Origin of the sequence: Nonomuraea sp. NPDC050022 (genome assembly GCF_044460705.1) — a bacterium.
In the GTDB taxonomy this organism is placed as follows: domain Bacteria; phylum Actinomycetota; class Actinomycetes; order Streptosporangiales; family Streptosporangiaceae; genus Nonomuraea.
The window spans coordinates 722,065-744,703 of record NZ_JBITKE010000004.1; the positions used below are offsets into that span (position 1 = coordinate 722,065).

The 22,639-nt window shown below is 70.1% G+C and carries 24 protein-coding genes; 13 read left to right on the top strand and 11 right to left on the bottom strand.

Going from position 1 to position 22,639, the window contains the following annotated elements; translation table 11 throughout:
- Positions 1-6: 6 nt before the first annotated feature.
- On the top strand, positions 7-591 hold the full coding sequence (locus tag ACIBO2_RS20090) for a hypothetical protein (RefSeq protein WP_358534619.1): 585 nt from the start codon (positions 7-9) through the stop codon (positions 589-591).
- Positions 592-621: 30 nt separating this feature from the next.
- On the opposite strand, the gene ACIBO2_RS20095 is transcribed toward ACIBO2_RS20090, so the two are convergent.
- Positions 622-1,824, bottom strand: coding sequence for an alpha/beta hydrolase (locus ACIBO2_RS20095; protein ID WP_358534621.1), 1,203 nt, complete (start codon positions 1,822-1,824; stop codon positions 622-624).
- Between the two features lie 115 nt (positions 1,825-1,939).
- Positions 1,940-2,272 (bottom strand): metalloregulator ArsR/SmtB family transcription factor, encoded by a 333-nt coding sequence (locus ACIBO2_RS20100; RefSeq protein WP_358437194.1) that lies wholly within the window; start codon positions 2,270-2,272, stop codon positions 1,940-1,942.
- Positions 2,273-2,358: 86 nt separating this feature from the next.
- Here ACIBO2_RS20100 and ACIBO2_RS20105 point away from each other — a divergent pair, with 86 nt between their 5' ends.
- A complete protein-coding gene (locus ACIBO2_RS20105) occupies positions 2,359-2,529 on the top strand; it encodes a DUF3073 domain-containing protein (protein ID WP_358437197.1) in 171 nt (56 codons plus the stop codon).
- Here ACIBO2_RS20105 and ACIBO2_RS20110 read toward each other — a convergent pair.
- On the bottom strand, positions 2,492-3,778 hold the full coding sequence (locus tag ACIBO2_RS20110; RefSeq protein ID WP_358534623.1) for a cytochrome P450: 1,287 nt from the start codon (positions 3,776-3,778) through the stop codon (positions 2,492-2,494). The genes ACIBO2_RS20105 and ACIBO2_RS20110 overlap by 38 nt on opposite strands.
- Positions 3,779-3,846: 68 nt before the next feature.
- Between ACIBO2_RS20110 and ACIBO2_RS20115 the strand changes: the two genes are divergently transcribed.
- On the top strand, positions 3,847-4,443 hold the full coding sequence (locus tag ACIBO2_RS20115; protein ID WP_358534625.1) for a TetR family transcriptional regulator: 597 nt from the start codon (positions 3,847-3,849) through the stop codon (positions 4,441-4,443).
- A gap of 60 nt (positions 4,444-4,503) precedes the next feature.
- Here the strand turns inward: ACIBO2_RS20115 and ACIBO2_RS20120 are convergent, their stop codons facing one another.
- The 4 genes from ACIBO2_RS20120 to ACIBO2_RS20135 all read right to left on the bottom strand — a co-directional run bounded on the left by ACIBO2_RS20120 (position 4,504) and on the right by ACIBO2_RS20135 (position 7,618).
- A complete protein-coding gene (locus tag ACIBO2_RS20120) occupies positions 4,504-5,910 on the bottom strand; it encodes an LCP family protein (protein WP_397298326.1) in 1,407 nt (468 codons plus the stop codon).
- A 114-nt stretch (positions 5,911-6,024) separates the two neighbouring features.
- A complete protein-coding gene (locus ACIBO2_RS20125) occupies positions 6,025-6,291 on the bottom strand; it encodes a DUF6510 family protein (protein WP_357653336.1) in 267 nt (88 codons plus the stop codon).
- A 1-nt stretch (position 6,292) separates the two neighbouring features.
- Positions 6,293-7,018, bottom strand: coding sequence for a ferredoxin reductase (locus ACIBO2_RS20130; RefSeq protein WP_397298328.1), 726 nt, complete (start codon positions 7,016-7,018; stop codon positions 6,293-6,295).
- Positions 7,019-7,618, bottom strand: coding sequence for a sulfite oxidase-like oxidoreductase (locus ACIBO2_RS20135; RefSeq protein ID WP_358534629.1), 600 nt, complete (start codon positions 7,616-7,618; stop codon positions 7,019-7,021).
- A 131-nt stretch (positions 7,619-7,749) separates the two neighbouring features.
- On the opposite strand from ACIBO2_RS20135, the gene ACIBO2_RS20140 reads away from it, so the two are divergent.
- The 4 genes from ACIBO2_RS20140 (at position 7,750) to ACIBO2_RS20155 (ending at position 11,000) form a co-directional block, all read left to right on the top strand.
- Positions 7,750-8,346, top strand: coding sequence for a TetR/AcrR family transcriptional regulator (locus tag ACIBO2_RS20140; RefSeq protein WP_357960995.1), 597 nt, complete (start codon positions 7,750-7,752; stop codon positions 8,344-8,346).
- A gap of 61 nt (positions 8,347-8,407) precedes the next feature.
- Positions 8,408-8,911 carry a PH domain-containing protein gene (locus tag ACIBO2_RS20145; protein ID WP_358534631.1) on the top strand — a complete coding sequence of 168 codons (504 nt, stop codon included), beginning with the start codon at positions 8,408-8,410 and terminating at the stop codon, positions 8,909-8,911.
- On the top strand, positions 8,908-10,413 hold the full coding sequence (locus ACIBO2_RS20150) for a PH domain-containing protein (RefSeq protein WP_397298331.1): 1,506 nt from the start codon (positions 8,908-8,910) through the stop codon (positions 10,411-10,413). Before ACIBO2_RS20145 ends, ACIBO2_RS20150 begins: the two co-directional genes overlap by 4 nt.
- A 140-nt stretch (positions 10,414-10,553) precedes the next feature.
- Entirely contained in the window at positions 10,554-11,000 is a 447-nt protein-coding gene (locus tag ACIBO2_RS20155; RefSeq protein WP_397298333.1) for an STAS domain-containing protein, read from the top strand.
- Between the two features lie 13 nt (positions 11,001-11,013).
- On the opposite strand, the gene ACIBO2_RS20160 is transcribed toward ACIBO2_RS20155, so the two are convergent.
- Positions 11,014-11,727, bottom strand: a complete 714-nt coding sequence (locus ACIBO2_RS20160) for a TetR/AcrR family transcriptional regulator (protein WP_397298335.1) — start codon at positions 11,725-11,727, stop codon at positions 11,014-11,016.
- Between the two features lie 114 nt (positions 11,728-11,841).
- Between ACIBO2_RS20160 and ACIBO2_RS20165 the strand changes: the two genes are divergently transcribed.
- Both ACIBO2_RS20165 and mptB read left to right on the top strand, forming a co-directional pair.
- Entirely contained in the window at positions 11,842-12,723 is an 882-nt protein-coding gene (locus ACIBO2_RS20165; RefSeq protein WP_397298337.1) for an NmrA/HSCARG family protein, read from the top strand.
- 75 nt (positions 12,724-12,798) lie between these two features.
- On the top strand, positions 12,799-14,421 hold the full coding sequence (mptB, locus tag ACIBO2_RS20170) for a polyprenol phosphomannose-dependent alpha 1,6 mannosyltransferase MptB (protein WP_397298339.1): 1,623 nt from the start codon (positions 12,799-12,801) through the stop codon (positions 14,419-14,421).
- Here the strand turns inward: mptB and ACIBO2_RS20175 are convergent.
- The gene (locus ACIBO2_RS20175; protein ID WP_397298341.1) at positions 14,339-16,951 is read right to left on the bottom strand and encodes a hypothetical protein; all 2,613 of its coding nucleotides are present in this window, start codon (positions 16,949-16,951) and stop codon (positions 14,339-14,341) included. The two genes, mptB and ACIBO2_RS20175, sit on opposite strands and share 83 nt — an antisense overlap.
- A gap of 60 nt (positions 16,952-17,011) precedes the next feature.
- On the opposite strand from ACIBO2_RS20175, the gene ACIBO2_RS20180 reads away from it, so the two are divergent.
- From ACIBO2_RS20180 to serS, 4 genes are all read left to right on the top strand, one after another.
- Positions 17,012-18,232, top strand: a complete 1,221-nt coding sequence (locus ACIBO2_RS20180; RefSeq protein WP_397298343.1) for a glycosyltransferase 87 family protein — start codon at positions 17,012-17,014, stop codon at positions 18,230-18,232.
- A 21-nt stretch (positions 18,233-18,253) separates the two neighbouring features.
- Positions 18,254-18,670: a DUF4446 family protein gene (locus tag ACIBO2_RS20185; RefSeq protein ID WP_358534647.1), complete on the top strand. Its 417-nt coding sequence runs from the start codon at positions 18,254-18,256 to the stop codon at positions 18,668-18,670.
- 77 nt (positions 18,671-18,747) lie between these two features.
- The gene (gene pheA / locus ACIBO2_RS20190) at positions 18,748-19,668 is read left to right on the top strand and encodes a prephenate dehydratase (protein WP_358437242.1); all 921 of its coding nucleotides are present in this window, start codon (positions 18,748-18,750) and stop codon (positions 19,666-19,668) included.
- A gap of 41 nt (positions 19,669-19,709) precedes the next feature.
- Complete coding sequence (serS, locus tag ACIBO2_RS20195; RefSeq protein WP_358534649.1) at positions 19,710-20,972, top strand: serine--tRNA ligase; 1,263 nt, start codon at positions 19,710-19,712, stop codon at positions 20,970-20,972.
- Positions 20,973-21,051: 79 nt separating this feature from the next.
- On the opposite strand, the gene ACIBO2_RS20200 is transcribed toward serS, so the two are convergent.
- Complete coding sequence (locus tag ACIBO2_RS20200) at positions 21,052-22,083, bottom strand: hypothetical protein (RefSeq protein WP_358534651.1); 1,032 nt, start codon at positions 22,081-22,083, stop codon at positions 21,052-21,054.
- 345 nt (positions 22,084-22,428) lie between these two features.
- Positions 22,429-22,632 carry a cold-shock protein gene (locus ACIBO2_RS20205; RefSeq protein WP_043619750.1) on the bottom strand — a complete coding sequence of 68 codons (204 nt, stop codon included), beginning with the start codon at positions 22,630-22,632 and terminating at the stop codon, positions 22,429-22,431.
- Positions 22,633-22,639: the final 7 nt, after the last annotated feature.

The window sequence follows — 22,639 nt, forward strand, 5'->3', positions numbered from 1 at the left end:
ATTGACATGCGCGGCCTGCTGGGATTCGCCCCCTGGATCCTCTACGCGATCATCGCCACCGGAGACGAGTGGCGCTGGGGCGCCATCACCGGCCTCGTCATCGCGCTGATCCTCGTCGTCGTGGACCGCCGAGCGGGGCGGGCCTGGGACGAGATGGTGATCGAGTCGAGCGCCGCGGTGTTCTTCGCCTGCCTCACCGTCCTCTCGCTGATCGATCCGCATTCGTTCCTCACGCCGTACGGCCCGGCGCTGGTCAACGTCTGGCTGGCGGGCACCGCCTGGGGCTCGCTGGCCATCCGCAGACCGTTCACGCTCGGCATCGCGCGCACCATGGCGCCCAAGGAGGCCTGGAACACCCCGGCCTTCTACCGGGTCAACGCGGTCATCACCACGGTCTGGGCGAGCGCGTTCACCATCGCCGCCGTATCGCTGACGTTCGTGCTGGCCGCCGCGCCGCACGCGACGGCCGTGGTCATCGCCATCAAGGTGATCACGTTCGCCGCCCCGGCCGTCTTCACCGCCCGCTACCCCAAGGTCGTCCAGGCCCGTGCCCGCCGCGCGGCCGCCGCCGGCACCCCTGCCGACGAGTAGGAACAAGCAGGAGCGTCCTCAACGCGGTCTCTAGGGGTTCTGGAAAAAGACCTCGGGGTTGGCGGTGGACGGGCCGTCCAGCAACTCCTGGTGTTCGCCACGTAGGTGCTGGTCGAAGAAGGCGCCCACGTACGCTGTGGTGATCTGGCCCGACCGCGTTCCGGAGAGCGGCGCCTTGGGGTCGGTGATCCCCGCCTGCCCGCCCAGGATGGGCAGGTCGATGAAGGTGAAGTGGCCGGCGTCGGCCACTGTCAGCCAACGCTTCCAGCCGTCCAGGCGTCGCCAGTCTCGCGCCCAGCTCGTGTCCGTGGAGTCGGGCGAGTGCTGGGCCTTGGTGCCGAGCATGAGGAACGGCCGTTTGCCGAGACCGGCAATCGGAACCGGCTCGAAGAACGTGCCGTCCATGTTCACCCCGGCGCGTACACGGCGGTCCGCGGCCATGACGCTCGCCGCGGCATTGCCGCCGAGCGAGTGACCGGCGGCGCCGATTCGCCGCGGATCGATCAACTTCCAGCGCTTCCAGACAGGCGCGTGTCCATCGGCGCGGGTCAGTTGGCCGATGACGAAGGAGATATCGGCCGCCCGGCCGGCGGCGGCCTTGCCCAGCAGCTTCTTCTCCTCCTCATCGGAGGGAGCCTTCTCCACCGTCTCGCATGCGACGCAGGTCAGCGTGCGGCCGCCTGGGAAAGTGGTGCCGTACGACTCGTAGGCGTGATCGACGAGTGCGACGACGTAGCCCTTGGAGGCGAGCTCCTCGGCGAGCGTGGTCAGGGTGGCGCGGTTGAGGGTGAAGCCCGGGGAGAGCACCACCAAGGGGTGCCTGCCGCCGACCGGGCGGGCGCCGACGCGTGCGTTCGTGCGCGTGCCGGCCAGCAGCTCGGCTTTGAAGAGGGTGTCGAGCTTCTGCCCCTTGAGAAGGAGCCGGGCCTCGTCCACGGTCATGTACGGAGCGGCGCTCCCGCCGGTGCCGGCCGGGTAGTACATGGACACCATCAGCTCACGCGCGCCCGCACCTGGCACCCACGGGTCGCGGCGCTTGCCGTCGACGAGATGCAGGGTGTCGCGCCCGACGTCGTACTGACCGGTGGGGTGCGGGATCGCCAGGCGCGTGTCGGAACGGTCCGCGGATGAGGCCGCGGCGGCCGGGGCCGACATCGAGGGGGCCGTCGCGACCGACAGGGGCAGCGTCAGACTGAGGAGGACGGCCGCGGCGTCGCGGCGAGTTCTGATCATGGGCAGCAGCGTAGGAAGGTCCCGAAGCGCCCGACACTGCGGAAAGACCAGCTCCTACCCCGACTTTCGGCCAATTGACAGTGTGCTCAACGTCATAGACGGTGACGCTCCACGGTCAGGGAACCTCGGCTCGTAGCTCCGCGAGCAGCTCGCCCTGGTCGGCGAGCATGTCGGTGAGGATGCGGCGGGCGGCCCCGAGCAGATCGGCCAGCTCAGGGGTGGCCAGCGTGTAGACGACGGTGCTGCCCTCGCGGATGGCGCTCACGATCCCGGCTCTTCGCAGCACGGCCAGTTGCTGGGAGAGGCTCGACGGCTCGATGTCGATCTGGGCCAGGAGTTCCCGGACGGGGAGCGGGCCTTCCTGGAGTAGCTCCAGCACTTTGATGCGAGCGGGGTGGCCGAGAGTTCGGAAGAAATCGGCCTTGGCCTGGTAGACCTCCACGTGCATAGTGTCAGACTAATCCAGCGCACTTGCATAGTTCTTCAAGTCGTAACGTTGTTGGCTAAGATGACAGCGGGGACTAGGGAGTAGCCATGGGCCGAGGAAGAGCCAAGGCGAAGCAGACGAAGGTCGCTCGCCAGCTTAAGTACACTGATCACAACATCGACTACGACCGGCTCCGCAAGGAGCTGGGCGCCGACTCGCCGCATGACGAGATGCACCCGACTACGGCGTCCGAGCAGGAGTCCGAGCACGCGCGCTGACGCGTGTCAGCTTCGCAGGGGCAAGGGTGACGAGCTTGAGCCGCCTGGCCTCCGGCGCCGGATCCGGCGCGGAGAGCTCCAGGCGGCCCAGCACCTCTCGGAGGATGACGCGCATCTCCAGGAGGGCGAGTTGGGCGCCGACGCAGAAGCGCCGGCCGCCGCCGAAGGGCATCCACGCCTTGCCGTGGGCGTCCGCGCCGTCCAGGAAGCGTTCGGGCCTGAATTCCTCAGGTGACGGCCAGATCGACGGGTCCTGGTGGATGAGTGCGATGAGCGGTGCCGCGTACCATCCCGCGGGCACCTCATAGTCGCCCAGCCGCAGCGGGGCGTCGACCAGCCGGGGCGCCTCGAAGACGACCGGCCTGACGCGCAGTGCCTCCTTGACCACGGCATCGAGATACTCCTCGTCATGCGGCAGCCGGTCGAGCACGTCAGGGGTGCGCAGCAGCCGCTCGAACGCCCACGCCAGCCCCGTGGCCGTCGTCTCGTGACCGGCGATGAGCAGGGTGATCAGCTCGTCGCGCACTTCCTGGTCCCCGAGCTCGGTCTCGAGCAGCCTGCCCAGCACGTCGGTGCCGCCCGGCTCGGCGCGCCGCCGGCCGATCTCGTCGAACAGGATCTCGTCGACGGCCGCGCGCAGCCGCAGGAACCGCGCGTACGGCGTGAACGGCAGCCGCCGCGAGGCCTCGCGCAGCCGGGGCGGCAGCACCATCATCGCCGGCGAGCCGCCGACCTCGATCAGCTTCGGCAACAGCCCGCGTAGCCGGTCGAGCCGCCGGCCGTCGCGGATGCCGAAGACCAGCCGGAGTATGACCTCCAGGGTGATCTCCTGCATGCGGTCGCGCAGCGCGAACGGGGTGCCGAGCGGCCAGGTCGCGATCTTCTCGGCGGCGATGGCGGCGATCTCGCCCTCGTACCCGGCGATCTGCTTGGCACGGAGCGGCGGGGTGAGCAGCCGCCGGTGCCGCCACCACGGCTCGTCGTCCAGGGTGAGCAGGGAGTGCGCGCCGACCATCGGCTCAAGGAAGTCGCGCCGGACGCGACCGGCCCGTCCGCCGCCCTGGTCGAGCCGGTAGACCTGCTCGGCCAGCTCGGGGGTGGCGACGTAGACCTCGGGCGGGAAGCCGAAGAGGCGGACGGTGAAGATCGGACCGTATTTGCGGCGGCACTTCTCGAGCGCGCCTATCGGGTCGCTCAGCAGCCAGGCGGTCTGGAGCAGCGCGGGGAGTCTCGGTCCAGGGGGAAGCATCGTTCGACCTCTCTGTCGTATATATACGTACGTCATAGACGATCGTATATATCGCTAGCATAGAACGCGTGTCGAGAACAGAGCTCGGTGGATACCGGGAGAGACTTCTGGCGGCGGCGGTCAGCTGCCTGCAGGAGAAGGGCTACGCCCGTACGACTGCCCGCGACCTGGTCGCCGCGTCGGGCACCAACCTGGCCTCCATCGGCTACCACTTCGGCGGCAAGGACGCCCTGCTCAACGAGGCGATCGTGGCCGCCTATGACGCCTGGATCGAGCACGTGGAGGAGTCGGTCTTCGGGGGCCCGCTGGCCGGCCCGAAGGAGATGCTCGAACGCGCCATGGTGGCCCTGGTCGACGTCTTCGCGGAGATGCGGCCGCAGTTGGTCCTGGCCGTGGAGGCATACCCGGCCGCCCTGCGTGAGGACGTGCTGAGGGAGAAGCTGGCCGCCGTCTACGCCAGGGCCAGGAAGGCGGGCGTCGACATGATCAACAGGGCGGCGGGGGAGCTGGGGGTGGAGCTGGGGTTCGCGCCGGACGCCCTGATCGCGGTCCTGATCGCGATCTCGGACGGCCTGATGATCCAATGGCTCCTGGACCCGGAGAGCACCCCGGACGCCCACCAGGTGGTGGAGGCGCTGGCGGCACTGTCGGCCTTCATCGCCTGACCCCTGATCTCCTGACCCCTGATCTGGACGTGCGGGTGTCGTGGGTCGCGAGTCGCGTGGTCAGGATGCCGCGCAGGTGTCGTGGGTCGCGTCGAAGCCCTTCAGTGCCTCGGTGTCGTCGGTGCGGATGGGCTTGGTGCCCTTCCAGTCGTCGCCGATCACCAGCACCAACCGGCTCGTCTGCGCCCCCGCCACCAACCGCGTCGTGGATGTGAGCAGGTCCTTGGTCAGGGTCGGGACGCCCGTCTCGCCCTTGGGTCCGTAGAAGATCGTCGTCTTGGCGTTCGGCTTGCGGGCCGTGTCGCCGATCTTGGTGATGTGGTAGCCCCGCTGCTCCAACGAGGCGGCCACCTGCGTGCCGAGACCGGTGCGGTAGGTGCCGTTGCGCAGCTCGATCTGCATCTTGGACCTGGACACCTTGGTCTGCCCGCCCTTGACGCCCTGCACGCTCTCGTCCTTGGACACGATCTGGAACAACTTCCCGGCCTGCGGCTGGACCCATTCCACCCGGCCCGGCTGGGTGAGTGAGTAGTGCCACGGCGTGGTGATGAAGCGGATCTGCCCCGCGTTGAGGCCCTGCAAGCTGGTCGCCAGGTCCTTCATCACACCGGGGGTGAGGTCGGGGTCGGTGGTGACGGCCTTGGTGCCGGCGTCGAGGAAGTTGAAGAGTTTGGCCGGGTCGGTGAGCGTCTGCCCGCTCATGACCTTCTTCACCATCGACGCGATGAACATCTGCTGGCGCTGGATCCGCCCGATGTCGGAGCCGTCGCCCATGCTGTAGCGGGCACGGACGTAGCCGAGCGCCTGCTCGCCGTTGACCGTCTGCCGCCCGGCGGCCAGGTGGAGCAGCGCCTTCTTGTCGTTGACCGCCTCGGGCAGGCAGATCTCCACGCCGCCCACGGCGTCGACCATGCTCTTGAAGCCGGTGAAGTCGACCTTGACGAAGTGGTCGATGTGGATGCCGGTGAGCGACTCGATCGTCTTCCAGGTGCAGGCGATGCCGCCGGAGTTGAACGACTCGTTGATCATGCCCAGGTGCGGCTGCTGCCCGGTCAGTCCGGCCTTGGCGCGGCAGGCGGGCAGCTGCACGAGCGAGTCGCGCGGGAAGCTGACGACCATGGCGTTGTCCCGCTTCGACGAGACGTGGGCCAGCATGATCGTGTCGGTACGCTCACCTGCGACGCGGCGGCCGTACTTGGCGTTCTTGCCGTCGCGCTGGTCGGAGCCGACGATCAGCACGTTCATCGCGGTGTCCGCCACCTTGGGCGGACGGGACGCGCCGAGGTCCTCGGCCGAGACGGCGTCGTGCTTCACGTTGCCGTACAGCTTGAGGTAGACGCCGACCGCGACGCCCGCGATCACCAGCACGATCGTCATCACGATCGCGACCGTCCACCTCAGCCAGCGTTTGCGGCCGCGGGCCGGCGCTTGTGGGGATGGTGGCGCGTCCAGCAGCCCGCGGTTCACGTGACTCCCATGGGACAGGGCCAACGGGCCGCCGCCCATGGCCAAGACCTCCGCCGTACAGATCTCGGCCGGTTGGACCTGCCGAGTGTACTAAGCCGGATCGAGTGAGATCCGCTATTCGGGCAGTCGCACGCGCAACGACACCGCGCCGCGCAGGTCGAGCCACGCCGCGCCCGGCCCGCGTACCAGACGCAGTACGACCTCGTCGCAGCCGGGGCAGCGGGCGACCAGCCCCGGTTCGGGACCATACACGCGGAGTTCGGCTACGGGGCCGGTCAGCCCGCAGCTCGCGCAGCGGCCGACGGCCGCGGTGACATCCACGGCGAAGATCTCGCTCAGCGGGCCGGCGAGGGCGTTGCCATCCAGGTGTTCAGCGGTCATGTCAGCCTCCGGTCGGGCCGAAGCGTTCGGTTCTGATGCGCTCGGGCGCGTGCCCGAGCGCGAGCAGCAGGTCGGCGGTCGCCTCGACGAACCCCGTCGGCCCGCAGACGTAGCACTCCGGCTCGAAGCCGGCGGGCCAGCCGCCTTCCGCCAGGTCGTCCAGCAGGAGGCGCCCGGCCGGGCGGGGCCAGCCGTCCGGCACGGCTCGCGTGTAGATGTAGCCGACGTCGAGCCCGGCGTCGGGACGGCGCAGCTCCTCGGCGTAGTAGCGGCTGCCGGGCTCGCGCAGTGAGTACAGCAGCCGGAACGGCACCCGGCTGCCTGCCCGGCGACGCTCGCGGATCATGGCCATCAGCGGGACGATGCCCGAGCCGCCGCCGACCAGCAGCACCGGTGAGGTGCTCTCGGGCCGCCAGACGAACCAGCCGCCGACCGGCCCACGGATCTCCACCTGGTCACCGGGCGCTATGACCTCCGTGAGGTACGGCGAGACCTCCCCGTCTGGTACGCGTTCGACAGTGAGCTCGACCGTGTCGCCGTCGGCCGGGGCGGATATCGAGTAACTGCGCTGGGCGCTGTAGCCGTCCTCGGCGGTCAGCCGCACGTCCACGTGCTGTCCGGCCAGGTGCCCCGGCCAGCCCGGCACCTGGAAGACCAGCGTGCGGGCGCTGGCGGTCTCGTCGCGCAGCGCGGTCAGCCTGGCGGGCCGCCAGGTCAGGCGGCGCACCTAGTCGCCCTCGTAGCGCTGCTCGCGCCACGGGTCGCCGTAGTTGTGGTAGCCGGCGGTCTCCCAGAAGCCCGGCCAGTCCTCGTCGAGCAGCCGGATGCCGTGGATCCACTTGGCCGACTTCCACAGGTACAGGTGCGGCACCAGCAGCCGGGCCGGGCCGCCGTGCTGGGGTGCGAGCTCCTCGCCGTCGAACTTGTGGACGATCCACGCCTTGCCGTCGAGCAGGTCCTCCAGGGGGAGGTTCGTGGTGTAGCCGCCGTACGAGTAGGCCAGCGCGTATTCAGCGGCCGACTCGACATTCTCGAACAGCGTGTCCAGCGAGACGCCCTGCCAGCCGGTGCCGAGCTTGGACCATTTGGTGACGCAGTGGATGTCGACCGTCGGCGTCTCCTGCGGCAGCGCCATCAGCTCCGGCCAGGTCCACCGGTGGGTCTGCTCGGCCTCGGTGTCGATGGCGAACTCCCACCGCTCCAACGGGATCCGCGGCGTCGGCCCGGTCGACAGCACCGGGAAGTCGTCGACCAGGTATTGGCCGGGCGGCAACCGGTCGTCGTCGCCCCTGCGCCGGCCCTGGAAGCCGCGCGAAATGATGCCCACCGGCACTCCCTTCAGCGATGCACCAGATCACGTTCGCACGTTCGGGTACGGGGTGCACTTCTCCTCGCTCTGGTTATGCCAAGTCATACGTATTGAGTACCGTTAAGGGACGTAAAAAGAGAGGAGTACGGGTGCCCAAGCAGGTGGACCACGAGGCCCGGCGTACCCAGATCGCCAAGGCGCTGTGGCGGGTGGCGCAGGCCCGGGGGCTCGACCGGGTGAGCCTGAGAGAGGTCGCCGCGGCGGCGGACATGTCGCTCGGCCAGCTCCAGCACTATTTCACCAACCGTGAGGACATGATGGTCTTCGCGGTCGAGTTCATGAACAGGAAGAACGTCGAGCGCGTGGCCGAGCGCATGCTGGCCGCCGGATCGCAGGCGCCACGGGCCAGGCTCCGGGCCATCGTGCTGGAGATGCTCCCCGTCGACCGGGCGGCGGAGGCGGGCAGCCTGATCAACATCAGCTTCCTGCTGGAGGCCGCGCGCAGTGAGCCGCTGCGTGACTACGCCCGCAAGCGCGCGCTGGCGCTGCGTGGCGTGCTGGAGGGCCAGATCGCGCTGGCCATGCGGGCGGGCGACATCGACGGGTCCCGCGATCCGGCGGCCGAGGCGGCGCTGCTGGTCAGCCTGGCCGACGGGCTGCGCGCCAACTTCCACCTGGGCGTGCACACCGCCGAGGAGACGGTGGCGCTGATGGACGGGCAGCTGGCCCGGCTCTTCGGCGGTTGATCCAAGTCAGCTGTCTTGCTATGGTCGAAAAAATACAGCTGACTTGGAAAGGACGCGCCGCGTGAACAACCTCCGCCCGCCGCTGCACAGGGTCGATCCCAGGGCCAGACGATGGTGGACGCTCCAGGCGCTGGTGGCCCTGTCGGGGCCGGCGCTGCTGACGGCGCTGTGCTTGTTCGTGCTGTCGCTGCTGTTCTTTCCCGGGGCGCTGGTCTGGCTGGGGCCGCTGCTGCTGGTCGTCCTGGTGCTGCCCGCGGTCGTCTATCTGACGGTCATGCCGCGCTGGCGCTACCGGGTGCACGCGTGGGAGCTGGGGGAGCTCGCCGTCTACTCGGCCAGCGGGTGGTTCTGGCAGAAGCGGCGGATCGCGCCGCTGTCCCGGGTGCAGACGGTCGACACCATGCGCGGCCCCATCCAGCAGTCGCTCGGGCTGGCCACGGTGACCGTGACCACCGCCTCGACGGCCGGCAACGTGAAGATCGCCGGCCTGGCCGACGCCGACGCCGAGGAGCTCGCCCGCCGCATCGGCGCCGCGGCGCAGGCCGTACCGGGTGATGCCGCGTGAACGGGCCGGCCGAGCACGTGAACAAGCCGGACGCGCGGGCGGACGAGCCGAACGCGCGAGTGGACGGGTCGGACGTACGGGCGGACGGGCGGTGGCGGCGGCTTGATGGGCGCGTCATCGCGGCGCACTGCTTCTGGCTGGTCGCGCCGCTGGCGTCGGTCGGGCTGACCGCGCTCGCCACCGGCGGCCGGTCCGACCCGCGGGCCTGGATCACGCTCGGCTCGATCGCCCTGACCTTCGCCGTCCTCAGCGCCAACGGCCTGGCGCGCTGGCTGCGCACCCGATACCGGGTGACCGGCGAGCACTTCGAGGTGCGCTCGGGGTTGTTCGTCCGCAGGCTCCGCTCGGTGCCGCTGAGCCGGATCCGCAACGTCGACCTGACCGCGAACCTCGTACACCGTCTCCTCGGCCTCGCCGTCCTGCGCGCGGGCACCGCCGACCGCGACGAGCTCCGGCTGGAGGCCCTGTCCCGGCAGGACGCGGCCCGGCTGCGGGGTGAGCTGCTGCGGCGGGCCGATACGCGGGAGAGCGCCGATCCGGTGCTGGCCATGTTCGACCCGCGGTGGGTGCGCTACGCGCCGCTGACGTTCTGGACGATCGGCGGCGTGTTCGTGGTCCTCGGCACCGCGTATCGGATCCTCAACGACATCGGGATCGAGCCGTGGCGCCTCGGCTTCCTGCGCGACCTCGCGGCCGGCGCGGTCTGGGTGACGATCCCGCTGACGTTCCTGGCCTTCTTGGTCGTCGGCAGTGTGGGGGCGACCGCGCTGTACGCCGAGAACTGGTGGAACTACCGCCTGGAATGGGCGGACTCCGGCACACTCGCGGTGCGCCGCGGCCTGTTCACGACCCGATCGGTGTCGATGGGCCGCGAGCGGCTGCGTGGCGTACTCCTGCGCGAACCGCTGCTGCTCCGGGCCGGTGGCGGCGCCAAGGTCACCGCCGTGGCCAGCGGGCTCGGCGACGACGAGGAGAACCGGCGCCGCAGCTCGCTGCTGCCACCCGCCCCCCGCGCCGAGGCCCTGCGCGTGGTCGAGCGGCTCACCGGCAAGGTGGCCGACCGGCCCATGCTCCGCCATCCCCGCGTCGCACTGCGGCGCCGCGTCATGCGCGGTCTGACGCTGGTGGTCCTTCCCGTGGCCGTCGCCGTGGCCGCGCTCGGCCTGCCGCTCGTCGCGGGCATCTTCCTGGTCGTGGCGACGCCGATCGTCTGGTGGCTGGCCCGGGACGCCTACCGCAACCTGGGTCACGCCGTCGATGGCGACTATCTGCTGGCGCGGTCCGGCACGTTCAGCCGCGACACGCTCGCGCTGCGCCGTACCGGCATCGTCGCCTGGACCTTCAGCTCCTCGCCGTTCGGCAGGCGGGCCGGTGTCGTGACGCTGACGGCCGCGGTGGCGGCGGGCGAACAGGGCTACCGCATCCCCGACCTCGCCGCGGGCGACGCTCCCGCGCTGGCGGAGAGGGCCGCGCCGGGCATCCTCCCCGAATTCCTGGTTTAGGGCACCACGGGCATCCAGACGCCAGGGGTTTCGCGGCGTGTGATGGCCTTCACGCTGACCAGCCGTTGAATGCGGCTTTTCCCGGGCAGAAAGAAGGGTGACGCTACTGGAAGTGAGTGCGAACCATGAGCGCGCGTGCGGTGCGAATCGACACTATCCGACACGTTCATTGCACAGTTCTTCGAGCGAGCGGCGAGCTGGATCACGCCGGCCGGGCGCGCCTGAGCGCCCGCATCCGGGAGGTATGGGACTGGTCCGACGGGCCCATCCTGGTGTTCGACCTGACTGACGTGGTGTTCTACGACTCCTCCCTGATCGGGGCGCTGGCGGTGGCGTTACAGCGTGTACGGGCCACGCGCAGCGGCCGCATCATCCTGGCCAGCCCTCCCGACCGGCTGCTCACCGCTCTGGAACGTACTGGTCTGCTGGAGTACGTCGAGATCCGCGGCGGCCTCCAGGAGACGGTGGCGGAGATCATGATCGAGCGGGAGCGGGGACGGAAGCGTAGGGCGGGCTCCGGCGGCGCGTCCGTCGAAGAGGGCCGCGGTGCGCGGGACTTCCGAACCGCCCTGCCCTATCTGCGGTAAGTGTCCTTGGACGTCAGCCCTCGGGGATGCCCGACTCGGCGCGATCGGCGTCGATCAGGTCGTTGAGCAGGGTGACGGTGGCCGCGGCGAGGTCGCGCAGCCTGGCCTCGGGGATGGCCGCCTCGCTCTCGAAGGCGCGTTGGACGGTCCGCGCGAGCAGGTCCGCCCGTTGCTCCGGACCATCGGCGGAGGCATCGCCTTCGGCGCGCAGGAAACCCTCGAACGTGGCCTGGTAGGCGTAGCCGATCTCGTCGGTGCGCATGTCATCGCGGAGCAGCCCGTACTCGGTGAGCAGATTGAGGTAGTCACTCGCCATGGTGCCGTGCCGCTCGTCGCGGGCGGTATCGGGCGAGCTGGTCAGCTTGCCGAGCAGGTGCGGATCGGCCAGGAGGAACCCGCGCAGCAGCGGGCGGCTGGTGATGGCCAGGAAGTAGGCGCGCGCGAAGTTGTGCAGCAGGCATGCCTTCGCGTCCTGCCGCAGCGCCTGCCGTAGCTCGTCCATGGCGTAGAGCACCTCGCGGGCGAAGACCACGCTGAACAGCTGCTCGCGGGTCTTCCAGTGCAGATAGACCGTGCCCTTGCCGATGCCGGCTCCCTCGGCCACGTCGTCGATGGTCACCCGCCGGTAGCCGTGGCGCAGCAGCAGGTCGGCTGCCACGTCGAGGATGCGGGTGGCCCGTTCGGCGCGCTGCTGCGGGTCTCGGAGTCGTTCGGCGTTGGCGCTCACGTAGGAACCGTATGACCCCATACGAGATCTGGTCAACTCATATTTGTCGATTGACTAACTTTCAAATCTCGTCATACAGTCACCTCGACACAGCGGCAACACCTGGAGCGAGCCATGAACAGCACCCTCGACAAGACCGTCCTCGTCACCGGCGCCACCGGGAACCAGGGCGGCGCCACCGCCCGCCACCTGCTCGCCGACGGCTGGCGGGTCCGCGCCCTCGTCCGGGACGAGAGCGCCCCCGCGGCCGTCGCGCTCGCCGCCGCCGGCGCCGAGCTCGTCCGCGGCGACCTGGACGACCGCGCCTCCATCGACGCGGCGGCCCACGGCGTGTACGGCATTTACAGCGTCCAGTCCGCCAACGACAACGAGATCGCCCAGGGCAAGAACGTCGCGGACGCCGCCAAGGCCGCGGACGTGCGGCATCTCGTGTACTCCTCGGTCGGCGGCGTCGAGAGCCAGAACAGCTTCTACGTGGAGCACGGCTGGGGCGCCATCGACAAGTGGCAGATCGAGGAGCGCATCCGCGAGCTGGGCGTGCCCGCGACGATCCTGCGGCCCGCCGGGTTCATGGAGGACTTCACCAGCCCGGCGCGGTTCTTCCAGAACGGCTCGCTCAACGTGCCCTGGCACGACGACCTGGTCATGCAGCTCATCGCCATCTACGACACCGGCGCCTTCGCCGCGCTGGCCTTCGCGGACCCGGACGCCTACCTGGGGCAGGCGATGGAGATCACCGGCGACCGGCTGACCGCCCCGCAGATCGCCGCCGCGCTCGGCAAGGCGGCCGGGCGCCAGATTCCGCACACCCGGATTCCGCTGGACGTCCTCTGGGAGCACGACCCCGAGGTCGCGAAGGTCTTCACCTGGGCGAACGAGACCTACTACGACACCGACCTCGAGCCGCTGCACAAGGCCAACCCCGCCCTCACGGACTTCAGCACCTGGCTGGACCGCTCGGGCAAGGCTCGGCTCCTGGCGCAACTCGCCAGGTGAACCGAGGATCCGTCGACGAAGGCGGCCTGGCGGGCTCGGGCCTGAGCGTTCCGGCGAGTGTGCTGGAATTTGCGGGTGACTTCGGAGACGCGGCGCGGAAAGGCGCCAGGCCGGCTCGCCCAGTCGGCCACGGCGGCGATCGGCGCCTCGGTCCTGCTGACGATCGCCATCAGCCTCCTCGGCCCGTCCGTCATGGTCCCTGCCCTGAGCGGCCCCGCCTGGCAGCCGCCATACTCCCTGAACGTGCGTCCCGACCCCCACCTCGTGGTGGGGCTCGGCGCGGCGGCGATCGTGCTCGGCGCGCTCGGCTCGCTGGGCCTGCTGCTCGCCCTCTCCCGCGCGTCCGCGCTGCCCGCCGACTCCTCGCCCGCCACCTCCTCACCCGCCGCCCCGCTATCCGCCAGCGGCAGATTCGCGTCGTTCGGCGGTAGTCAGTGGTCGTTCGGCGGCGGTCAGTGGTTGCCGGATCCTCGGCTGCTGGTGCGCCTCGGCTGTCTGGCCGCCGCGCTGCTGGCGTTCCTGCCTCCGTCCGGCTCCGGCGATCACCTCAACTACGCCGCCTACGGACGCATGGTGACGTTGAGCGTCAATCCGTACACCCACGGAGCCGTCGACCTGCCCACCGACCCCATCGCCCGCGCGGTGGAAGCCCCCTGGCGTGAGGAACCGAGCGTCTACGGCCCGGTGGCGACGGCCGTGCAAACCCTGGCGAGCTGGATCGGCGGTGACTCGCTCCGGTTGACCATCTTCGTCCTGGCGCTGGCCAACGCGGCGGCGTTCATCGCGACGGGCCTGCTGATCGACCGTTTCACCCGGGACGATCCCGCCCGACGGTTGCGGGCGGCCCTGCTCTGGACCGCCAACCCGCTGCTGCTCTACCAGTTGGTCGCCGGTATGCACGTCGACACCCTGGCCATCGCCTGCATGGTCGCCGCCCTCCTGGCGCGGAGCCGCCCGGTCGGCTCAGGGTTCCTGCTCGGCCTCGGCGTGGCGGTGAAGATCAACTCAGGCCTCGTGGCGCTCGGCCCCGCCTGGGAGCTGCGCCGGCGCCCCGCCCGCCTGGCCCTGATGGCGGGCACCGCGCTGGCCGTGGTGGTGGTCGGCTACGTGATCGTCGGTTCCGAGGCGATCGGCCCGATGACCCGCACCAGCAAGTCGATCTCGCTGGCCTCGTTCTGGAAACTCGTCCAGGGCTGGCTGCAGTCGATCGTCGGCGCGGGCAGCGCCTACCGGGGCGAGATCCAGATCGGTTCGCTGCTGGTGCTCGCTCTGGTGGCGTGGTCACTGTTCCGCCTGGTGTCCAGGTCCGACGGCTACCAGGGCTATGCGAACGCCCACGGGTCGGAGGGGCTGAGCGCCCCCGTCGTCTCCGCCGTGATCGTCATCGCCTATCTGTTCGCGACTCCGTACATCCTGCCCTGGTACGACGGCCTGGCGTTCGGGATGCTCGCCCTGATCGGAGCGTCGGCGCTCGACGGGTTGCTGTTCACGCACCTGCTCGTGCTGTCCCTGGCCTACCTGCCCGCCCGCGTCCTCGACAAGGTCATGCCGCAGGACCTCGACTGGCTCCTTACGGTGGTCAGGTCGCGGATCGCTCCGTGGGCCCTGTTCGCGCTTACGGCGGCTCTGGTGTGGTGGTCGTGGCGAGCCGCAGCGCGCGTACGGACGCCGCGAGCGTCAACGGCACCGCCACCGTGAGCGCCATGGCCGGGATGGCGATGCCCGAGTCGTTGATCAGAAATCCGATGAACGCGCACGTCAGCGCCCCGAACAGGCCCGCCCGGAGGGTCGGCGCGAGCGCGTACGCCTGACCGAGCGCCGGAGCACCCCAGCGGGACGGCCGGTTGAGCACCCGGAAGAGGAACACGAGCGCGACCAGCGTGAGCAGCGTGAGGGACCAGTTCCCGACGGTGACGCCGATCATCGCGCTGAACTTGCGCCCGATCACCGTCCACGCCTGACCGTCGATGATCTGCTGGACGAAATTCCCCAAATGGGTGCGCTGCGCCGCCGGCCGCAGCCAGTCGAACAGCGAGATGCCCCCGATGAGCACCCCTCCGGCCACCCCGACGAGCAGCAGCTTCACGATCGAGACCCGCCGCCCGGCGAGCAGGATCAGGAAGACGGCCAGCCCGATCACGAAGGCCGGGACCCCGCCGAAGTCCGCCCCCCACGACGGCCACCCATCGGCGAACACCGCCAACGCCCCATACGCCCCGCACACCACCACCGTCACGAACCTCGACACCCCCCTCCTGAGCAGCCACTGAGCGACACCGGCCAGCGCGAGCACGGTCCCCGTCGCGTACACGGCGAAGGCGATGTTGGAGAACCCGTAGAACCGCCCCCCGGTGACAGGCTCATAGCCGGTCACCGCGTTGACCTGCAGCTTCGAACCGGTCATCACGTCGATGAGCAGGGCGACGGAGGTGATGCCCGCGACCACGGTCAGGGGCCCGAGCACGTGCGCCCGCCACGGCCCGGCGAAGGCCAGTCCGGTGATCAGCGCGGCGAAGGCGAGGATGGTCACGATGACGCCGAGCATCGGCAGGGGCAGGGCCCACCACGGCACCAGCTGCGCGAGGAACGTCGAGACGGCGATAGACCCGCTCACCACGGCCACTACCTGGACGACGGCCAGCAGCCGAGAAGCACTCGCCGCCTCGTACCCCGGCAGAGCCCCCGCCGACCCCGCCGACGGCCCTCCGGTGTCACCGTGAGTCCCCACGGAGGTGGGGTCCGCGCCCCCGGCCTCAGCGGACGCGGCTACACCGGACCCGGCATCAGCGGATGCGGCGACACCGGACCCGCTCTCAGCGGGCCGGGCCTCAGCGGACTTGGCCACATCGGACTCGCTCTCAGCGGGCGTCGCCTCACCGGACGCGACTCCCGCAGGCGTGGCATCGGTGGTCGTTTCCCCGGCGGAGCGGCGACGGCGGCGCAGGGCCAAGGCGGCGAAGGCGTAGAAGAGCAGCTGTAGCGTCACGAACACCGCGAAGAACGGCCCCCGGACCTCCCGAAGCACCTGGCTGGCCAGGTCACTGTCCGACAGCTCGTTGACCGTGTCGACGGGTGTGGCCGCGCTCGCCGTACCGTCGGTCTGCCAGGCGCGCCCGACCACCTCGCGAGGCGCCTCCAGACCCAGCAGTTGGATCGCGGTGGCCGTCAGGTCGGTGATCGTGACCAGGGCGTCCTGGCGGGTGGAGGTCGCCGTCAGATAGCCGTGCTGGTACGGCCGCCCGCTCGGGGAGGGGCCGATGGCGATGGCGACGTGGAGGTGGGGGTTCGTGGTGATGTCGGAGAGGCCCGCCACCAGGACGGCCGTGTCGCCCGGCAGTATGCCGAGCAGGTCGCCGACGCGAAAGTCCGCCTGCGCGGCGGCGGCCTGCCGCGTAGCGGTGGGGAGAGGGGTCGGTACGCCGTACTCGTCGAGCGGCTGGCGGGCCCAGGCGTCGGCCAGGTCGGCGACTTCCATGACGATCAGGTTGTAGGGAGTCGGGTCGCCGAGAGCTTCCGGCGTGTCGACATATGTGGCGACTTTTCCGGTCGCGTCGGCGGCGGCCACCGCGGCGCCTGGCCCGATGGCGGCGACATGGCCGCCCGAGGACGTCACGAGCTGGCCCAGGGTGCCGAGCCGCGCGTCGTACCCGGTCTCGGCCTGGTACGCGGCCAACTCCGACCAGCCCGGGACCGTGGCGCCCCCGCCGCTGACCTGGGGTGTCGGGACAGCGGGGCACCCACGCCCGGGCGTCCCGGCCCGCTGGCCCGCCGACACGGTCAGCCATCCGGCTATCGGGCAGGTGATGCCGCGGTCGGGCGGTGGCACGGCACGCGTGGACAGCGACGCGGAGCCGCCGTGGGCCACCAGCTTCCACAGGTTGGGGGTACGGGTCTCGTCCAGGTCGCTCCACTGCAGCCCCGGCACCCCGATGAGCGCCACACGGCCGCGCGCGGACGATGCCGAGACGGGACCCGTACCGGAAGTGGAGACGGGACCCGTACCGGATGCGGAGGCTGCGGCGGCCGGGCCGGCGCCGAAGAGGGGTGCCAGAACGGTGGCGAGGAGCAGCGCGACAAGGACCAGGACGGCCGGACGATGGCCGCGACGTCCGAGGGCTTCTTGAGGCAGCCGGGCGGGGGCTTCTTGAGGCAGTCGTCCGGGCGAGTCTTGCGGCATGGGAGGGCGGTCCGAGGTGGGGGAGGCCGCGCTGAAGGTGGCGTGCGGCATGTGCGGGACCCCCAGTATCGAAGCGCTCGATCAACAACAGCCACGGTAACGTGCCACACCGTGACAGGTGGCAGGGCGACGACGATCCGGCGGCAGTGGTGGGCGTGGGCGATTGCCGCCCTGGTCATCGCGGTGGCCGTCGCACCGCTGGTAGAGCAGTGGCTGACCAATCCCGACGACCAGCGGCTGGTCGATCTGGACGTGTACCGGACCGGCGGGCAGATGATCCTCGACGGCCGGGCCGTCTACGAGTTCGCCACGCCCGCGCCTCAGCTGCTCCCGTTCACCTACCCGCCGGTCGCGGCGATGCTGGCCGTCCTGCTGGCCAAGATGCCCTGGGAGACCGCCCAGTGGGTGTGGACCGCCGGGGTCTTCGTGTCGCTGGCCGTCGTGGTGGCGTACTCCTTCAGAGGGGTGCTGGCGGCGCGCCAGGAGGGGCAGGCGGCACACCGGGACGGGTTGGCGCGGTACGCGCCGTGGCTCTTCGCCTTCCTCATGGTGGCCTGCACGTACTTGATGCCGATCCGCGACCAGGTCCGGTTCGGGCAGGTGGACATTCTGCTGGTCGCGTTGTGCCTGGCCGACTGTGTGGCCAGGAGGCCGTGGTGGCCTCGGGGGTTCCTGATCGGGCTGGCCACGGCGGTGAAGCTCACGCCGGGCGTCTTCCTGATCTATCTGCTGGTGACGCGGCAGTGGCGGACGTTCTTCATGGCGGCGTTCGCCGCAGCGCTGCTCACGTTGCTGCCGTTCGTGGTGATTCCGCAGGACGCGGCCGATTTCTGGTTCTCCGCGCTGTTCGACCCCAACCGGCTCGGCGCGAACGCCGCCACCACCAACCAGTCGATCCGCGGCATGCTGATCCGCCTGTACCTGCCCGACGCGGTGACGTCCGCGATCTGGATCGCCCTGGTGGCGGTCGTGGGCTGGTACGGCTTCCGCGGGGCGCGGGCCGCCTACCAGGCGAAGGACCCGATCACCGCCGTCGCGCTGGTCGGGCTCATGGCCGTGCTGCTGTCCCCGGTCGCCTGGATCCACCATCTCGCCTGGGTGGTCGTGGTGCTCGGGGCGATCGTGGGTGACGGGCGCGATCCGGTCAGGGTGCGGGTGGCCGTGGGGGTGTGGCTGTACTACGTGCTGCCCATCCCTTGGTGGGGCGTGGCGTTGAAGGTGGCGGGGGTGCCGGTGCTCGACAAGATCGTGCAGGACGGCTACGGACTGGGCGCGCTGGGTCTGGTCTGGTTGTTGGCCTCCTGGTTGCCGAAACGGCGCGACGTGGGGTGACAAGCGATTACCCTCTGTTACGTGCTGATTACCGTATGGGTCATGGTGGGGCTCGTTGCCGGGGTGAGCGGCGTGGCCATTGGCTACAGAGCGCTCAAGCAGGCCAGGGCCGCTCTCGACGAATGCCGGGAGACCCTGGTCTCGCAGACGAGCGAGGGCAAGGGCGATCTCAAGGCCATCCGGGACGTCGCCGTGTGCCGTTACGACGCGCTGCAGGAGATGACCGGGCGGTTGTCGTTCTCGATCGCGATGATCAACGGGCTGGGTGACGGCATCGTACTGACCTCGATCAACGGACGAACCGAGACCCGCACCTATGTACGCCCGGTGGTGAGCGGCAAGGGAGAGGAGCCGCTGTCTCCGGAGGAGGAGCAGGCGGTGCGAGCCGCCCGGCTGGGTCACGGGCCGCTGATCGACGCGCAGGCGGGCCGATGGTAAACGGCGGACGTTAAGGAGAGGACGTTAAGGAGAGGAAAGGTCCGCACTACCCCGCTACCTGCGGATACTCTGTAAGCGTGCCCAGACTCGCCTATCTCGGACCGGAAGGCACCTTCACCGAAGAGGCCCTGCGGCTCCTCGCGCCCGAAGCCGAGCGTCTGCCCCGCGCCAACGTCAGCGCCGCCCTGGCCGCCGCCCGTAACGGGGAGGCCGACGGCGCGGTCGTCCCGCTGGAGAACTCGATCGAGGGCGCGATCACCACGACGCTCGACGAGTTCGCCTGGGGCGAGCCGCTGCTGATCACGGCGGAGCTGCTGCTGCCGGTGCGCTTCTCGCTGCTGGCCCGGCCCGACACCGAGATCGTGCACATCAAGCGGGTCTACACGCATCCCGCGGCCATCACGCAGTGCCGCGCGTTCTGCGCCCGGGAGTTGCCCGACGCGGTCGTGGTGGCGGCGCCTTCGACGGCCGCCGCGGCTCAGGAGGTCGCGCTGCCCGGCTCGCCGTACGACGCGGCCATCGCCGCGCGCATCGCGGGCGAGCACTACGGGCTGGTGGAGCTCGCCGACGACATCGGCGACCGCAACGACACCGTGACGAGGTTCGTACGGGTGAGCCGTGGGGGAGAGCTGCCCGCGCCGACCGGTTACGACCGCACCACGCTTGTGGTGTTCCTGGCCGACGACCACCCGGGCGCGCTGCTGGAGATGCTGACGGAGTTCTCCGTACGCGGGGTCAACCTGACCCGCATCGAGTCGCGGCCCACCGGCGGCGGCATCGGCCGTTACTTCTTCCACTTCGACTTCGAGGGACACGTCGCCGACGCGCGCGTGGGCGAGGCGATCTCGGGCCTGCACCGCATCTGCGGCGACGTGCGCTTCCTGGGCAGCTACCCGCGTGCCGACGGCGTCGCGCCGCAGATCAAGAAGGGCACGGCCGACCCGGAGTTCGCCGAGGCGGGCGAGTGGCTGGCGCGAATCCGCGCCGGACGCGTCTAATCCTGAGGCGGATGGTAGCCGGGCGCCGGTAGCCTTTATCCGTGATTGACCTGCGTACCCTTCGTGAGCATCCCGACCGGCTACGGGCATCGCAGCGTGCCCGCGGCGAGGACGACTCGATCGTCGACACGCTGCTCGACCTCGATGAGCGCCGCCGCGCCGCGCTGACCTCGTTCGAGTCTCTGCGCGCCGAGCAGAAGAGTCTGGGCAAGTCGGTCTCCAAGGCGCAGGGCGATGACAAGGCCGCGCTGCTTCAGCGGGCCAAGGAGCTGGCCGGCCAGGTCAAGGCCGCCGAGGCGGAGGCCGAGACGCTGGGCGCCGAGCTCGACGAGCTCGTGCAGTCGGTGCCCAACATCGTCGACGAGGACGCGCCCCACGGCGGCGAGGACGACTATGTCGTGCTCGAGACCCATGGCGAGCCCCGCGTGTTCGACTTCGAGCCGAAGGACCACCTGGAGCTGGGCGAGCTGCTCGGCGCCATCGACATGGAGCGCGGCGCCAAGGTGTCCGGCTCGCGGTTCTTCTTCCTCAAGGGCGTCGGCGCGCGCCTGCAGCTCGGCCTGCTCAACATGGCCATGCAGCAGGCGATCGCCAACGGGTTCACCCCGATGATCACTCCGGTGCTGGTCAAGCCGGAGACCATGCAGGGCACCGGCTTCCACGTGGCCCACGACAAGGAGATCTACCGCCTCCCCGAGGACGACCTCTACCTGGTCGGCACCTCGGAGGTGGCGCTGGCGGGCTACCACGCCCAGGAGATCCTGGGCGGCGACGAGCTGCCGCTCCGCTACGCGGGCTGGTCGTCGTGCTTCCGCCGGGAGGCCGGCTCCTATGGCAAGGACACCCGCGGGATCATCCGCGTCCACCAGTTCGACAAGGTGGAGATGTTCTCCTACGTACGTCCTGAGGACGCGCGCGAGGAGCACCAGCGGCTGCTCGCCTGGGAGCGGGACATGCTCGCCAAGATCGAGGTGCCTTACCGCGTCATCGACACGGCGGCCGGAGACCTGGGGATGTCGGCGGCGCGCAAGTTCGACTGCGAGGCGTGGATCCCCACTCAGGGGCGCTACCGGGAGCTGACCTCCACGTCCAACTGCACCGAGTTCCAGGCCCGTCGGCTGGGCGTGCGTTACCGCGACAAGGACGGCAAGCCGCAGCACCTGGCCACGCTCAACGGCACGCTGGCGACCACCCGCTGGATGGTCGCGATCCTGGAGAACCACCAGCAGGCGGACGGCTCGGTCGTGGTGCCCGAGGCACTGCGTCCGTATGTCGGCCTCGACGTCCTGGAGCCACCCAAGTAGACGCCTGTACCGGCTCAGGCGGTCCGCGTCTGAGCCGGTCCACCCCTGAGTTCAAGGGGCCTGAGTCGGCTTGAGCCGCTCAGTAGGTGGCCGTGCGGCGATGGAGGTCGCGCCTGATGAGCGCGCCGCTCGCCGCCACCACTCCCGCCGTCATGACGGCAGCGGCCCCCACCGCCAGGGCGTACGAGCCCGGCATCCCGTGGGCCCAGCCGTAAAAGGGCATGTACACGGCCGCGTACACCAGCGGCGCCGCGCCGAACCCGACGGCCACCGCCACACCCCTGGCCTGCCCGGCGATGGCGACGAGGAAGCAGACCATGGCCCCGAGCACCGTCACGCCGGCCGCCGGATCGCGGTCCGCGCCGAGCATGGCGTACAGCCCCACGCACACCACCAACGCGGACCCGGCGTAGACGCCGCCGAGCCGCCGCATCCCCGTCCCGACGGCGCCGAGCAGCATCAGGGCGGCGAGGACCAGCGCCACGCGCTGTTCGGGGTCCAGGTTCGCCGTCTCGTCCCCGGGGGACGAGAGCGGCTCCGGCCATCCCACCGGCCGCCACGTTCCTTCTACGTCCCGTACGAGCACGCCGTCGAGCCCGTTGGCGACGACCACGACATGACCTCCGGGCCGAGCCTGTACGGCCAATGCCAGGGATCTGGGCCCGCCCGTGGAGTACCGCCTGGCCAACCGGTCGTACTGATCGTCCGACAGGCTCCAGGAGGGCCGCCACGTCTTGCCCCCGTCGTCGGACTCGGCGACCGCCGGCCGTCCGGGAAGCACCCGGTAGCACCGCTGCGCCTGTCCGGGCACGCAGGCGGCGGTCTGCGGCGGCCGCACCCGTACCTGCCTGCCGTAGTACTCGGACCAGGTGACCCCGCCGTCCACGGAGGAGATCCCGGTGGCAGCGCCTTGATCGCGGTCGGCGATCAGCACGATGATCTGATCGCCGTCCACCTGTACGGAGTCGACCACGGAAGGCGGCTCAGCGGCCGCCGCCATGGCGAACAGGGCCACCGGCACGATCGCCGCCGCCCGCCACCGCTCCGGGGGCCTCTTCAGCCGTGCGGGGAACCCCCTCAGACGCTCCGGAAGTCCAGCCAGACGCTCCAAGAGCCCCAGAAGCCACCAGTGATCCGCCCGACGCTCCAGCGGCGCTGTCAGGCCCTCTGAGGGCCCTGCTGGTCGATGTGGGAGGAGAGGCCACCAGGCCGGCGGCGGCCAGAGGCGTTTTAACAGATGGTCGTTGAGTAGCAGCACGAACACGGCGACCAAGGTCGCTGGGTGACATAGCCACGCGTACCTCATATATGGGCCGATGGCGGTGAAGCATCAGTGGTTCGACCGCTGTGTGAGTTGAGTCACACCTGTGACCGGGCTGTCACCACAGCAGGGCCCAGGAATGCGAAAGACCGAGGCCCGCTGGAAGCGAACCCCGGTCTGTCTCGCTGCTACAGGTCAGATGGCACGGACCTGCGAGGCCTGGGGCCCCTTCTGTCCCTGCGTGATCTCGAACTCGACCCGCTGGCCGTCTTCAAGGCTGCGGTAGCCGTTGCCGACGATCTCGGAGAAGTGCACGAACACGTCCGGCGCACCGCCGTCCGGGGCGATGAAGCCGAAGCCCTTCTCGGCGTTGAACCACTTGACGGTTCCCTGAGCCATAAAAGCT